Origin of the sequence: Micromonospora sp. NPDC050686, from assembly GCF_040654475.1 — a bacterium.
In the GTDB taxonomy this organism is placed as follows: domain Bacteria; phylum Actinomycetota; class Actinomycetes; order Mycobacteriales; family Micromonosporaceae; genus Micromonospora.
The window spans coordinates 37,400-52,004 of record NZ_JBFAID010000008.1 but is presented as its reverse complement, the minus strand read 5'-3'; the positions used below and the strand labels follow the sequence as shown (position 1 = coordinate 52,004).

Annotated in this window: 9 protein-coding genes and 1 tRNA gene; 4 read left to right on the top strand and 6 right to left on the bottom strand. The window is 72.5% G+C overall.

From position 1 onward, the window contains the following. Positions 1-73: 73 nt before the first annotated feature. The 5 genes from AB0H57_RS09300 to AB0H57_RS09280 all read right to left on the bottom strand — a co-directional run bounded on the left by AB0H57_RS09300 (position 74) and on the right by AB0H57_RS09280 (position 6,473). A complete protein-coding gene (locus tag AB0H57_RS09300) occupies positions 74-1,783 on the bottom strand; it encodes an insulinase family protein (protein WP_357504357.1) in 1,710 nt (569 codons plus the stop codon). Next, positions 1,780-2,739, bottom strand: coding sequence for a hypothetical protein (locus AB0H57_RS09295; RefSeq protein WP_357504355.1), 960 nt, complete (start codon positions 2,737-2,739; stop codon positions 1,780-1,782). Before AB0H57_RS09295 ends, AB0H57_RS09300 begins: the two co-directional genes overlap by 4 nt. Positions 2,740-2,826: 87 nt before the next feature. After that, positions 2,827-4,062, bottom strand: a complete 1,236-nt coding sequence (locus tag AB0H57_RS09290; RefSeq protein WP_357504353.1) for an FAD-dependent oxidoreductase — start codon at positions 4,060-4,062, stop codon at positions 2,827-2,829. Further along, positions 4,055-6,178 (bottom strand): MMPL family transporter, encoded by a 2,124-nt coding sequence (locus AB0H57_RS09285; RefSeq protein WP_357504351.1) that lies wholly within the window; start codon positions 6,176-6,178, stop codon positions 4,055-4,057. Before AB0H57_RS09285 ends, AB0H57_RS09290 begins: the two co-directional genes overlap by 8 nt. A gap of 222 nt (positions 6,179-6,400) precedes the next feature. Beyond that, positions 6,401-6,473 (bottom strand) — tRNA-Asn (locus AB0H57_RS09280). Positions 6,474-6,740: 267 nt separating this feature from the next. On the opposite strand from AB0H57_RS09280, the gene AB0H57_RS09275 reads away from it, so the two are divergent. The 4 genes from AB0H57_RS09275 (at position 6,741) to AB0H57_RS09260 (ending at position 13,323) form a co-directional block, all read left to right on the top strand. Continuing rightward, positions 6,741-7,145, top strand: a complete 405-nt coding sequence (locus tag AB0H57_RS09275) for a hypothetical protein (protein ID WP_357504350.1) — start codon at positions 6,741-6,743, stop codon at positions 7,143-7,145. Between the two features lie 388 nt (positions 7,146-7,533). Then, positions 7,534-10,866 (top strand): ThuA domain-containing protein, encoded by a 3,333-nt coding sequence (locus tag AB0H57_RS09270; RefSeq protein WP_357504348.1) that lies wholly within the window; start codon positions 7,534-7,536, stop codon positions 10,864-10,866. A gap of 92 nt (positions 10,867-10,958) precedes the next feature. Beyond that, the gene (locus tag AB0H57_RS09265; protein ID WP_357504346.1) at positions 10,959-12,032 is read left to right on the top strand and encodes a TIM barrel protein; all 1,074 of its coding nucleotides are present in this window, start codon (positions 10,959-10,961) and stop codon (positions 12,030-12,032) included. Between the two features lie 109 nt (positions 12,033-12,141). Beyond that, positions 12,142-13,323 (top strand): ROK family transcriptional regulator, encoded by a 1,182-nt coding sequence (locus tag AB0H57_RS09260; protein ID WP_357504344.1) that lies wholly within the window; start codon positions 12,142-12,144, stop codon positions 13,321-13,323. An 81-nt stretch (positions 13,324-13,404) separates the two neighbouring features. Here the strand turns inward: AB0H57_RS09260 and AB0H57_RS09255 are convergent, their stop codons facing one another. Beyond that, positions 13,405-14,412, bottom strand: a complete 1,008-nt coding sequence (locus AB0H57_RS09255; RefSeq protein ID WP_357504342.1) for a sugar phosphate isomerase/epimerase family protein — start codon at positions 14,410-14,412, stop codon at positions 13,405-13,407. Positions 14,413-14,605: the final 193 nt, after the last annotated feature.

Here is a 14,605-nt window from a genome sequence, read left to right as displayed (position 1 = left end):
TTACCGCGCCGGATCGTAACCTGCCCGCTCGGGCTGCGGCCACCATCTTGGGTGCCGGATTTCGCCCACGCCGTCAGGGCCGGCGCCGCAGGGACCGCACGAAGGGCAACGCGAGGATAACAGCGAGCAGCCAGCACACCACGATCAGGATCCATACCCCAGCGGGGTCCGACACGTCGTCGAACGCTGCTCCGAGGGTGCACAGACAGGACAGCCCGGCCAGCAGCACGGCCAGCACCAGCGTGGTGATCACCACCGGCTTGGCGGACCAGTTGATCGCCGGGGCCTCCGCTCCGGCGGAGGCGGACCCGCCGGCGGCGGGGGCGGAGCGCTGCGCCGGTTGCGGGATCCGCTCGGGCGCTCGCGGCGGGAGGTCGACCCGGCGCTCCGGCGTGATCTGCCCGTCCAGGTACTGCATCGCGCCGGGGTGCAGGTCGAACAGGGTGGGCTCGATCCGGACGATGATGCCGTCGTGGCCGGTGAGCTGCCGGGCGCCGTCGGGCCACGCCAGCATCGCGGCGCACTCGGCGTACCGGACGGTGAGCAGCCCTGCGGGCAGGACGAGGCTGACCCCGTCGGGACCGATCCGCAGTTCGCCGCCGTCGTCCTCGCGGGACCGGTACGGGGTGCCGGCGACGGCCTCGGTGGAGAGCGTGGGCGCGGCGACGAAGCCGGCCCAGTCGGCGTCACTTCCCTCGGGCACCATCAGCAGCGCGGAGGCCATCACCTCCTGAGCCACGGCGTGCACGTCGGCCGGGGTGACCGCCTTCAGCTCGGCCCGGTACTCGTCGACGGTCAGGTTGGGGTGCCCGGTGAGCAGGTTGAAGGCCTGCGTCGGCAGCATCGCGGCGTGCACCTCGGCCACCCCGAGCGATTCGCTGGCCTTGGCCACGTGCGCGTCGACGTCGGCCTGCTCGATCCGGCCGACGGCCAGCTTCGCCAGCACGTCGACGAACCCGCCCAGCACGGCGTCCTGCTTGTCCGGCAGCGCGTCGGCGAGCCCGCGCACCGTGGCGTACCCGTCTCCCCGCGGCTCGTAGCCGGCGGTGGCGGTGTAGCAGAAACCGCCCTCCTGGCGCAGCGCCCGGAACAGCTCGCGCTCCAGCACCCCGGCGAAGACGCTGCCGGCGATCCGGCGGCGGACCACGGCGTCGAGCGCGACGGCCCGGCCAGGCCCGATGAAGTACGCGGGCGTCTCGGGCAGCGCCGACGACGGCGCCGGCACCGGCTGCCGGTTCCCACCGGGCAGGGCCAGCCGCAGCCCGGCCGGGACCCGGTCGCCGGCGATCCAGAGCACGGCGTTCTCCCGGGTGAAGTACCGGGCGGCCCAGCCGCGCAGGTCGTCGGGGCCGAGCATGCCGAGCCCGAACTCGGGGTAGCTGGCCAGGCCGTGATCCCGGGCACCGTGCCGCCACAGCGGGACGGAGTCCATCGCGCCGGGGGTGCGGGTGCTCCACTCGGTGCGCAGGATCTCCTTCTCCATCTCCAGCCGTTGCAGCGGCGGCTGGTGCAGGTGCTGGCAGACCGCGGTGAGGAACCGGGCGATGTCCGGCTCGGAGCCCTGCATGTGGAAGTACGTGAAGACGCTGCCGGTGGCCCCGTTGTAGTGGTAGTCGACCTCGCTGAGCGAGGCCAGCGCGAGGTGCTCCAGCAGGTGCGTGATGCCGGCGCGGGCCAGCGTCTCGTCGGCGGTGCCGACCCGGAACACCAGGCCGGCGCGCATCGGCCCGCCGGTGGGCGCGAGCAGGGTGGGCACCCCGTCGACGTCGAACTGTCGGATCATCGCGGGCCGCCCTTCGCGTACGCCTCGGCGCGGTACTCCCGGAACTGTTCGGCCGGGTCACCGGGGAGGTAGTCCCACATCCAGTCGTCGCCGTACGGGCCGAGCGCCGCGAACTGCCCGGCCGCGGCCGGCCACTCCCCCGCCAGGCTGAACGCCAGGGCGAAGGTGCTGCGGGTGAGCACCCAGCCCGGCCCGTGCCGGAAGGCGGGGTTCCACACCGACCGCTGGGCCGCCTCGTGGATCTCCTGCCAGACCTGCGGCGTACGCAGGTAGCCGGTGGCGTCATCGACGCCGCCGAGGTCGAGGGCGTGCTCCAGGTGCCCCTCGACGACCACGACCGGGCTGCACGATCCGGGCGGCGCGGTGCGCAGGCACTCCCGGGCGAAGCCGTGCGCGCCCTCCCAGGTGCCGCTCCACTTGGGGCAGAGCTTCTGCAGCAGCGACGACTGGGCCGGCTGGTGGTGCGGCTGGTGCCGGGCCAACCGGTCGTAGCGGCGGCGCGCCTCCGACTCGCCCAGTTCGAGACCGCGGGCGGCGGTGATGCGCAGGTACCAGGCGGTGACGTAGTCGGGGTGCCGGGCCGTGACCTGGATCAGGGCCCGCTCGGCCTGGCGCAGGTACTCGTGGAACCGGGCGAACTGCTCCCGGCTGACGTGCTGGGCGCGGTGTGCGGTGCGGACCCGCCAGCCGGTCCGGATCAGGGTGGAGGCGAGCATGGTCGCGGCGACCGGGTCGGCGGGCTGCCGGGCGACCACCGCGCGGAGGAACTCCTCGGTCCCCTCCAGGTCACCGCAGAGCCCGGTGAAGATGGAGATGCCGGCCCAGTCGAGCCCGCCGATGATTTGCCGGACGCCCGGCCAGTCGCCGGCGCCGAGCGCGGCCCGCATTCGGGCCAGTTCTGGGTACGCCGCGCCCGGCTCGAACACGGGCGCCGGGGGCTGGCCGGGAGCAGGCATGGCGGGGATCATAAGTGATCCACCGGCCGTCCATCTGCCCCGCGACCGGCGGATGTGCCCCTCGCATCGGCGTTGCCGGGTGGGCGGCTATCCCGCCCGCAGCCGGGCCAGCACCGCCCCGGCGGCCCGCCAGCCACTGGCCAGCGCCCCCTGGATGGACGGGCTGTCCCGGTGGTCCCCGGCCACGAAGAGCCCCGCGCCGAGGTCCACCGGCTTGCGCAGCCGGCCCTGCGGCGGCGGCGCGGCGGGCAACGCGGCCGGGACGGACACCGTGGCCAGGTGGGCCCAGTCGGCGGTGGCGCGCCCGTACAGGCGGGCCAGTTCGGCCCGGATCACCGGCTCGGGTGGCGCGGCCGGCCCGACCACCGAGGTGGCCACCAGGTGCCGGCCGGCCGGCGCGTACGTCGGCGCGGCCCGGCTGACCACCGCCGTGTTCGCGACCAGTTCCCGCCGGTCCCCGTCGACCAGCAGGATCGGCTCGTCCAGCGGCGCGTCGTCCGTGCCGTGGTAGTACGTCGTGTAGCTCTGCATGCGTACCCGGGACAGGGCCGGCAGGAGCGCGGCCGCGGCCGGCGGGTCGACGGCGACCACGACGGCCCGGCAGCCGATCTCGCCGGACCGGGTGCGGACCCGGCCCGGGGCGACCTCGGTGACCGGGGTGTCCAGTTCGATCAGGTCGGCCGGGAGCGGGTCGGCGACGGCCCGGGGCAGCGCGGCCATCCCGTGCGCCGGCAGGCCGATCCGGCCCCGGGCGAACGACCGCAGGATCATCGCCAGCACGTGGCTGGAGGTCGCCAGCTCCCGGTCGACGAGGACGCCGGAGAGGAACGGCCGGAGCAGTTCCTCGATGATCGCGTCGGAGAGTCCGGCCCGGCGCAGCGCGGCCTCGGTGGTGGTCTCCGGCGCGGCGAGCAGCCGGCCGGGCGGCAGGGTGGCGCAGCCGGTGGCGAGCCCGGCGAGGCGGAGCCGGTCGCGCAGCGAGCCCACCCCGGCGAGCGCGGTGCGGGGCGCGCCGGCGGGCTCGCGCAGCGGGTTGACCAGCCGATGGAGCCGGTCGCCCCGGCGGACCAGCACCCCCGGGGTGAACCAGCCGAGGTCGAGGGCGGCCGGGTCGAGCAGCCGGCCCAGCCGGGGGTAGGCGGTGTTCAGCACCTGGAAGCCGCGGTCCAGCAGGTAGCCGTCGACCGCGTCGGTGGCGACCCGACCGCCGAGCCGGTCGGCCGCCTCGACCAGCCGCCACGGCACGCCCGCGCGGTGCAGCCGCCGGGCCGCGGCGAGGCCGGCGAGGCCGCCGCCGACGATGACGACGTCGGTGTCAGGCATCGGCCCGCTCCCCCGCGCCCCGGGAGGACCGGGACAGCCGGCTGGGCCACCACACCTTCGGCCCGATGTCGTACGCGAGCGCGGGCACCAGCAGCGACCGGACGACGATGGTGTCGATCAGGACACCCACCGCGACCGCCACGCCGAGTTCCACCAGCACCACCAGCGGGAGTACGGCGAGCGCGGAGAAGGTCGCGGCGAGCACGATGCCGGCGGAGGTGATCACGCCGCCGGTGACGGCCAGGCCGACGAGCACCCCGGCCCGGGTGCCGCGTCGGACGGACTCCTCGCGGACCCGGCTCATCAGGAAGATGTTGTAGTCGATGCCGAGGGCGACCAGGAACACGAAGGCGAAGAGCGGGAACGACTGGTCCACGCCGGGGAAGTCGAGCAGGTACCGGAAGACCAGCGCGCAGAGCCCGAGGGTGGCCAGGAACGACAGCACCACGGTGGCGATGAGCAGGGCCGGGGCGACCAGCGCGCGCAGCAGCAGGGCCAGGATGATCGCGATCACCGCCAGCACCACCGGGATGATCACGTTGCGGTCCCGGGCGGCGGCGTCCGCGGTGTCCACGTTGATCGCGGTGAAGCCGCCGACCACCGCGCCCGCGTCGGGCACCCGGTGCACCGCCTCCCGCAGCGCGCGGATGGTCCGCTCGGCACCGTCGCTGTCCGGCGAGTCGGCCAGGGTCGCCTCCAGCTCGACCATGCCGTTGCTGACGACCGGTGGGGCGTTCGGGTCGGGCACCCCCGCCGGGCCCGGACCGGGGAGGGGGCGGACGGCGACCACGCCCGGCACGGCCTGCGCGACCCGGGTCACCTCCTCGACGGCCCGCCGGTTGGTGAAGATGGTGGCCGGGCTGCCGGTGCCGCCGGGAAAGTGCCGGGAGATCACCTCCTGGCCGGCCACCGAGTCGGTGCGCCGGGTGAACTGGTCGGACTGGCCGAGCGTGGTGACGCCCAACTGGGGCAGCGCCAGCACCAGCAGGGCCAGCAGGGCGGCGGTGACCAGCCAGACGGTCCGGGACCGGCGGGCGACGAAACCGGCGATCCGGCTCCAGAGGCCGTGCTCGGCGCGCGGGTCGGCCTGGTCCTCGCGCGGGACCCGGGGCCAGAACGCCCACCGCCCGCCGAGCACCAGCAGGGCGGGCAGGAAGGTCAGCATCACCAGCAGGGTGGCGGCGATGCCGATCGCGGCGACCGGGCCGAGCGCGCGGTTGGAGTTCAGGCTGGACAGCAGCAGGCAGAGCAGGCTGACGATGACCGTGCCGCCGGAGGCGATGATCGCCGGAGCCGCGCCCTTCCAGGCGGTCCGCATGGCGTCCCAGGGGCGGGCGTGCCGGTGCAGTTCCTCGCGGTAGCGGGCGATGAGCAGCAGCGCGTAGTCGGTGCCGGCGCCGAAGACCAGCACGGTGAGGATGCCCTGCGCCTGGCCGTTCAGCTTGAGCACGTCCGCCCGGGCCAGGACGTAGACGAAGACGGCCGCCAGCGAGTACGACATCCCGGCGGCGAGCAGCGGAAAGATCCAGAGCACCGGGCTGCGGTAGACGATCAGCAGGATGATCAGCACCACCGAGAGGGTGACCAGCAGCAGCGGCCCGTCGATCGCGGCGAACACCTCGATCAGGTCGGCGAGCAGGCCGGCCGGGCCGGCCACCTCCACCGTCATCCCGCCACGGTTCTGCCCGACGATGGCTCGCAGTTGGTCGACGACGCCGCCGATCCGCTCCCCCTCGGCGCCGTCGATCGGCACGACCACCTGCACCGCCTGCCCGTCCGCGCTGGGGATCGGCGGGGGCAGCGGCGCGACCACGCCCGGCACCCGGGCGAACCGGGCGGCGTCGGCGGCCACGAGTCGCTTGTCCGCCTCGGTGATGCCGGCGGTGCGTTCGTAGACCACCAGGGCGGGGGTGCTGACCTTCTCGGTGAACCCGGCGGCCAGGTCCTGGGCCTTCGTGGCCTCCGCGCCGGCCGGCAGGAAGGCGGCGTTGTCGTTGGTCGCCACCTCGCTCAGCCGCCCCGCGTACGGTCCGGCGATCCCGCCGACCACCAGCCACCCGAGCACGACCGCCACCGCGATCAGCGTGGCCGTAGGGCGGCCCCGTCCTCCGGCCATCTGCACCCGTCCCTGAATCGACTCACCGATCGACGCAGCGGGAGCCTAGGACCATCCTGCCGGCCCACCGCGCCTGCCGGACCCGAAACGTCCCACCTCGCCGCGCGACAGCCCCCACATCCCGCTACCCGGCCGGACACCGACCGGGCGGCCCGGTCGGTGTCCGGCCCGGAAACGAAGGACGCCCGTCGGCTATGCCGACGGGCGTTGATGGTGGAGAAGCTCCCCCGTTTGGACTCGAACCAAAAACCTGCCGGTTAACAGCCGGCTGCTCTGCCAATTGAGCTACGGGGGACCGCACGTCGTCGCGCTCCGGATCTCTCCGGCGCTCGGCGACGGCACAAGAGTACAGGACTCCGGGGGGTGTAGGTCCAGGGGGTTACCACCCTCGTCCGGTCGCCGAAGAGGAAACAAAAGCGGGCATATCGCCATCCGGGCACAACCAGGTATGAGCACAGAGCAGGATGGGTAGTTAGCTGCGGACAGGACGCAGGCGCGAAATGGTCGCCCCGGCGGAACACCCGCCGGGTCCGACGGCGCGTCAGGTACGGAAGGAGCCGCCATGCGCGGAAAGATCATGTTTCTTGGCGGGCTGGCTGCGGGATTCGTCCTGGGCGCCCGTGCCGGCCGGGAGAAGTACGAGGAGCTGGTCGTGCGGGGCCGCAAGGTGCTCGACCACCCGACCGTCCAGGAGGCGGCCGGGGTCGCGCAGGCCCAGGCGACCCGGCTCTACAGCGAGGGCAAGGACAAACTCGGCCAGTCCAAGCTGGGCGAGAAGCTGAGCACGGGCAACGGCAACCGGCAGGAGCTGACCGCGGCCGACGACGCGTTCGCGGGCACGCCGGCCACCGTCGGCGCCAAGGCCGGCGGCAGCTCGTCGAGCAGCAGCTCGACCGGCTCGTCGTCGACCAGCACCACGCCGCGCGGCAAGTCGTCCGGCACCGGCACCAACGGCAGCACCGTCTGAGTCACCGTACGCGGAAGGGGCCGGTCACCTCGGTGGCCGGCCCCTTCGGCGTGCCCGGCGCCGGCTGGTGGCGACCGCCCAGCCGATCGGTCGCCACGATCCACCGAACGAGCTACACCCGGACGCCGAAGGGACGACCGACACCCCCGGCAGGCGCTGCCACCTGCGAAAACGCCGGCCGACGGGCTCACCCCTCGCCACTTTCGCCGATCCGAAGCAAAAGTACGGACTCCTTGTAGAAAACTTCGTCCCTCAGCCTCTTTTCTTTATCGCCGCTCGGAAATATCGTCCTGCGTAGAACCTGGCCAGGCTCTCGTCTCCCCCAGAGCGACCACCTCAGCCGCATCCAACGGACCGAGGCGGACCCGCCCAATTAGAGCGAGGTTCGATGCGCAAACCAGGCCGCAGGGCCACCACCTTCCTCAGTCTCCTCACCCTCGTCGGCGCGACCCTCGTCGCCACGGCGAGCCAATCCCCCGAGCCGGCCTCCGCCGCGCCCGTGCTCACCGCCCCCGCCCCACACAGCAACGGCATCCAGTACAAGGTCCTGGTCTTCACCCGGTCCGCCGGCGGCAGCAACGCCGCCACGGCGGCCGGCGTGCAGGCGATCCAGCAACTCGGTCAGGACCGACGGTTCACCGTGGAGGTCACCAACGACCCCCGCAAGTTCGACAAGCCGCACCTCAAGCAGTTCCGCGCGGTCGTCTTCCTGAACACCGCCGGCGACGTGCTGGACGACGCGCAGCAGGCCGCCTTCGAGGCGTACTACCGCGACGGCGGCGGCTTCGTCGGTGTGCACTCCGCCATCGAGGCCGAGCCGGGGTGGTCCTTCCTCACCGACGTGCTCGGCACCCGGGCCACCGGCGCGCCCTCCGCCGCCAGCACCGCGACGGTGACGGTCGCCGACCGGGTGCACCCGGCGTCGGAGAACCTGCCGGAGCGCTGGAGCACCACCGACCGCTGGTACAACTACGCGGCCAACGTCCGCGGCGTCTCGCACGTGCTGGCCACGGTGGACGAGAAGACGTACGCCGGCGGGACGATGGGCTTCGACCACCCGGTCACCTGGTGCAAGGACTACCAGGGCGGCCGGTCGTTCTACACCGGCCTCGGCGCCACGCCGGAGAGCTACGGCAGCACCGACCTACGCGCCCACCTGGGCGGCGCGATCCAGTGGGCGGCCGGCGTGACCGACGGCGACTGCGGCGCGACCGTGCTGGCCAACTACCAGATGACGGTCATCGGGGCGCAGCCCAACGTCAGCGAGCCGATCGGCTTCGACGTGCTCCCCGACGGCCGGGTGATCCAGACCGACCGGCGCGGCGGCGTACGCCTGCACAACCCGGACACCAACAAGACCACGGTGCTGGCCCAGATCCCGGTCTACACCCACAGCGAGGACGGGATGTACGGCCCGGCGATCGACAACGAGTTCGCCACCAACAAGTGGGTCTACCTGTACTACGCGCCACCGTTGAACACCCCGGTCGGCGCCGCGCCGACCACCAGCACCAATCCGGCGGCGTGGGACCAGTGGCAGGGCTACTTCCAGCTCTCCCGGTTCAAGTTCGTGGACGGCGAGACGCCCTCGCTGGACGTGAGCACCGAGCAGAAGATCATGCAGGTGCCGGTGGACCGGGGCGCCTGCTGCCACGTGGCCGGTGACATCGCGTTCGACTCGAAGAACAACCTCTGGCTGGTCACCGGGGACGACACCCCGGCCGGCGGCGGTGGCTCGGGCGGCTTCTCGCCGCACAACGACTCGGTCAGCGCGACCGGCGTCTACCAGGCCCCGTACGTGGACGCGCGGCGCAGCTCGGCGAACACCAACGACCTGCGGGGCAAGGTCCTGCGGATCACGGTCGGCGCGGACGGGTCGTACACCGTGCCGTCGGGCAACCTGTTCCCGGCGGGCACGGAGAAGGCCCGCCCGGAGATCTACGCGATGGGCCTGCGGAACCCGTTCCGGATCACCCTCGACAAGGACGACGTCGCGTACGTCACCGACTACTCCCCCGACTCCTCGACGCCGCAGGTGGGCCGGGGACCGGCCGGCACCGGCCGGATGATGGTGGTCGACAAGCCGGCGAACTACGGCTGGCCGATGTGCGTGCAGCCGAACCTGCCGTACATCGAGATGAACTGGACCACCAGCCCGATCTCGCCGGTCGCGCCGTTCGACTGCGCGGCGCCGAAGAACACCTCACGGCACAACACCGGGCTCACCGACCTGCCCGCGGTGAAGAAGTCGGAGCTGTGGTACTCGTTCCAGGCACCCACACCGTGCCCGGAGTCGTACCTGTCGACCCCGACGCAGACCTGTCCGGTGCTCTTCCCGGAGCTCGGTACCGGTGGCGTCGGCCCGCACGGTGCGGCCAAATACGACTACGACCCGGAGCTGAGGTCGGAGACGAAGTTTCCCGAGTACTTCGACGACGCGATCTTCTTCGGTGAGTTCACCCGGGACACCCTCAAGGAGATCCGGCTGGACGAAAAGGGTGACATCCTGAAGATCAACAACGTGTTGAACTGCGGTCAGGAGCCCACCACGCCGGCCAAGCCGTTCCTCTGCGACAACCCGATGGACATGCGCTGGGGCGCGGACGGCAACTTCTACCTGCTGACGTACGGCGACGGGTTCTTCAACATCAACCCGGACGCGGCGATGGTGAAGTTCAGCTACGTCAAGGGCCTGCGGGCGCCGAGCGCGGTGCTGAACGCCACCCCGACCAACGGCCGGGCGCCGCTGACCGTCGCCTTCTCCAGCGAGGGTTCCAAGGACCCGGACCCGGCCGACTCGATCTCGTTCGCCTGGGACTTCGACGGCAACGGCACCACCGACTCCGTCGACCCGAACCCGACGTTCACGTACACCACCAACGGGGTCTACACCGCGCGCCTGACGGTGACCGACTCCAGCGGCAAGAGCGCGTCGGCGAACACCACCATCACGGTCGGCAACACCGCGCCGACGGTCACGGTGAACACCCCGGTCGAGGGTGGGTTCTTCCAGTGGGGCGACGACATCCCGTTCTCGGTGACCGTCACCGACCCCGAGGACGGCCCGGTCGACTGCGGCAAGGTCGAGGTCACCTTCGTCCTCGGCCACGACAGCCACGGCCACGGCGAGGCCAACATGTTCGGCTGCTCGGGCGTGCTGCCCACGGAGGCCGACAACGCCTCGCACGGCGGCTACATCTACGGCGTGATCAGCGCGTCCTACACGGACAAGGGGGCCAACGGCCAGCCGGCGCTGACCACGGTCGGCCAGCGGGTCATCCAGGACAAGCGGCAGGAGGTCGAGTTCGCCCTGGCGCAGTCCGGCACCACCGTCGGAGCCAGCGGTGACGTCGGCGGCGGCCAGCAACGGGGCAGCCTCGACCCGGGTGACTGGATCGCCATCAACAACACGGTCAACCTGAAGAACATGCAGTCCGTGACGCTGCGCACCTCCGGAGGCAGCGCCGCGACGGCCGGCCAGCCGCGGTTCGGTGTCGAGTTCCGGCTCGACTCCCCCACCGGTCCGCTGCTGACCACGGCCACCGTCAACGCCACCACCGGCAACACCGCCTTCACCAGCACCACCGCCCCATTGACCGACCCGGGCGGCTCGCGGAAGCTCTACCTGGTCTTCACCACCGTCCCCGGTGGCCCGGCCAGCGGCTTCGGCAACCTCAACTGGGTCCACTTCAACGGTCAGGGAATCGGGACCACCCGCTGACCACCGGCGGGTGGGGCCGCTCGCCGGCCCCACCCGCCACCAACCACCATCGCCGGCACCACCACCTTCAGTACCGAAAGGCAGACAGGGACATGAGCGACACACAGCACGGGATGAGCCGCCGCCGGATGCTCGGCGCGATCGCCGGGGTGGCCGGCGCCGCCGCCGTCGGCGCCGCCGGGCTCGGCACCACCGCCGCCTCCGCCGGCAACGGGGTGCTGGTCCCGCCCGGCAAGCGGGGCATCATCCTCTACAGCGTCCGGGACCGGATCAGCGCCGCCCCGGACACCAGCGGCGTGCCGTACGGCTTCGAGCGGGTGCTCGGCCGGCTGGCCGAGATCGGCTACAAGGAGGTCGAGTTCGCCGGCTACACCCAGAACGCCGGCATCCTCGGCCGGCAGATCACCCCGGCGGAGATCCGCAAGATCCTGGACGACAACGGGCTGCGCGCCAACGGCTCGCACGCGTCGGTCCCGGGCTCGGTCACCCCGACCACCCTCGCCCAGTTCGAGCAGACGCTGGACACCGCCGAGATCCTCGGCATGACCAACATCGGCACCGGCTCCGACCCGACCAGCAGCAACTACAAGGCGGACTGGGACGCCGCGGCCGACCGGTGGAACACCTTCGGCGAGATGGCCGCCGCCCGTGGGCTCAAGCTCTACACCCACAACCACGACGCGGCGTACAACTTCCTGCTGGACAGCGGGCCGCTGGACGCCGCGGGCCGGCCCACCCGGTCCTCCGGCGTCCGCAAGCTGGAGTACTTCTTCGGCATCACGAACCCGGAGTGGGTCTGGTTCGAGATGGACATCTACTGGGCGCACGTGGCCCAGCACCGGTTCCAGACCTACACCGACCCGGACGGCCAGCTCCAGACGAACCTCTTCGACCCGCTGGCCACGGTGGCGTCCCGGACGAAGCGGTTCCCGCTGTTCCACGCCAAGGACGGCGCGCTCCGCCCGGACCTCGCGGCCGGTTACGAGATGGTGCCGCTCGGCGAGGGCGACATCGACTACGGCGGCTTCTTCGCCAACATGGGCGCCAAGGGTTACCACAACCCGATGTGGGAGCAGGACACCGCGCCGGGCGGCACCGCCGACCCGGGTCGTTCGCTGCGCTTCGCCGAGGTCAGCTACCGCCACATGGCCAGCCTGCGCGGCTGACCCGTCCCGCGCCAGGTTTGGGGGGTCGTGTCCGGGAAACCGGATACGACCCCCTCCCGCCATCCGGTGGTAACCACGTCGGGCAAGATTCCGGGTGGAGGTGGTTCGCGTGGTCGTCGTACGACCGGAGAACCCGCACCAGGCGCGTCTGCTGCGCCTGCTGCGTGATGACGGCCCCCGCTCCCGCGCGGAGTTGGGGGATGCCGTCGACCTGGCCCGGTCCCGGCTCGCCGGTGAACTGGACCGGCTGATCGAGCGGGGTCTGGTGGAAAATGCCGGCCCGGCGGCCTCGCGGGGCGGTCGCCGTTCGCCGTTGCTGCGGGTCGCCGGCTCGGTCCGGTTCATCGGGGTCACGGTGGCGCCCGACCGGATCGACCTGGCGCTGACCGACGGCGAGCTCAACGTGCTGGCCCGCACCGGCGAGCCGGCGGACGTCCGGGGCGGGCCGGAGGCGATCGTCACCCGGGTGGTCGAGCTGATCGGCAAGCTGCGCGCCGAGGCGGGCGTGGACCGGTTGACCGGGGTCGGCGTCGGGCTGCCCGCGCCGGTCGCGTTCGCGGAGGGGATGCCGGTGTCGCCACCGGCGCTGCCCGGCTGGCACCGCTTCCCGGTCCGCGAGGCCCTCGCCGCCGAACTCGGCTGTCCCGTGCTGGTCGACAACGACGCCAACGTGATGGCGCTCGGCGAGAAACACGCCGGCACCGGCCGCGCCTTCGAGGACTTTCTCTACGTCAAGCTGGGCTCGGCCATCGGCTGCGGCCTGGTGCTCGGCGGGACGGTCTACCGGGGCGCCACGAGCGGCGCCGGGGACATCGCCCACCTGCGGCTGGCCGACGACGGCCCGCCGTGCGGGTGCGGGGAGAGCGGCTGCGTCGAGGCGTACTGCGGCGACGCCGCACTGGTCCGGGAGGCGACCGCCGCGGCGCGGTCCGGCCGGTCCGGACCGCTGGCCGACCGGCTGGCCGAGGCCGGCGGGCTGACCGTGACCGACGTGGCGCGGGCGGCGACCGGCGGGGACACCAGCGCCCAGGCCATGGTCCGCGCCGCCGCCCGGCGGCTGGGGCAGACCCTGGTCGGGCTGGTCAGCTTCTTCAACCCGGGCATCGTGATCATCGGCGGGGTGGTGCCGGGCATCGGGCCGGTGCTGCTGGCCGAGATCCGCGGCGTGGTCTACCGCCGGTCCGCCCCGCTGGCCACCGGGAACATGCCGATCGTCCTCTCCGACCTGGACGACCGCGCCGGCGTCGTCGGCGCCGCCCGCCTGATCAGCGACCACCTCCTCACCCCCTGAGGAGGGGGCTGTTCCCGGGATGTGGTGGCCTCGCCGCCGCGCGGTGGCCACCACATCCCGGGTCGAGCGTCAGGACGGGGCCTAGTCGCGGCTGCTGAAGGCCGCGTCGAAGGCGGCCGACGGGGCGTCGAAGGCGAGCCGGCGGACGAACTGCAACGCCTCCGGGGCACCGACGAGGCGGTCCATGCCGGCGTCCTCCCATTCGATGGAGATCGGGCCGGAGTAGCCGATCGCGTTCAACGCCCGGAAGCAGTCCTCCCAGGGCACGTCGCCGTGGCCGGTGGAGACGAAGTCCCAGCCCCGGCGCAGGTCGGCCCAGGGCAGATGGGAGGAGAGCCGGCCGCGCCGCCCGTCCCCGGTACGGACCTTCGCGTCCTTGCAGTCGACGTGGTAGATCCGGTCGGCGAAGTCGAAGATGAAGTTGACCGGGTCCAGCTCCTGCCAGACGAAGTGCGACGGGTCCCAGTTCAGGCCGAACGCGGGACGGTGCCCGATCGCCTCCAGGGTCCGCTTGGTGGTCCAGTAGTCGTACGCGATCTCGCTGGGGTGCACCTCGTGCGCGAACCGTACGCCCACCTCGTCGAAGACGTCGAGGATCGGGTTCCACCGGTCGGCGAAGTCCTGGTAGCCGCGCTCGATCATCGCCGGCGGGACCGGCGGGAACATCGCCAGGGTGTGCCAGATCGACGAGCCGGTGAAGCCGACGACGGTGTCGACACCGAGCTTCGCCGCCGCCCGGGCGGTGTCCTTGATCTCCTCGGCGGCCCGCTGGCGTACCCCCTCGGGCTCACCGTCGCCCCAGATCCGGGCGGGCAGGATGTCCTGGTGGCGCTCGTCGATCGGGTGGTCGCAGACGGCCTGGCCGACCAGGTGGTTGGAGATCGTGAAGACCTGGAGGTTGTGCTTGGCCAGGGTCTCCTTCTTGCGCTCCACGTACGAGTCGTCGGCCAGCGCCTTGTCGACCTCGAAGTGGTCGCCCCAGCAGGCGATCTCCAGCCCGTCGTAGCCCCATTGCGAGGCGAGCCGGCAGACCTCGTCGAACGGAAGGTCGGCCCACTGGCCGGTGAAGAGCGTGATGGGTCGCGCCATTGTCCTTCTCTCCCCTGTCGTGATGGGGATTCCACGGTGCGGAAACCGGGGCGAGGGCGACCGGGCGGTGCACGGCGGACCGTCACGGGGACACCGGCGGGCGCGGGGTGCGCGCCTGACTCGACGGGTTGCGCCTCCCGTCGGGCCACCGGCGGCCTACGCGGTCGCCGTCCCCCACTCTAGGGCCGCGCCC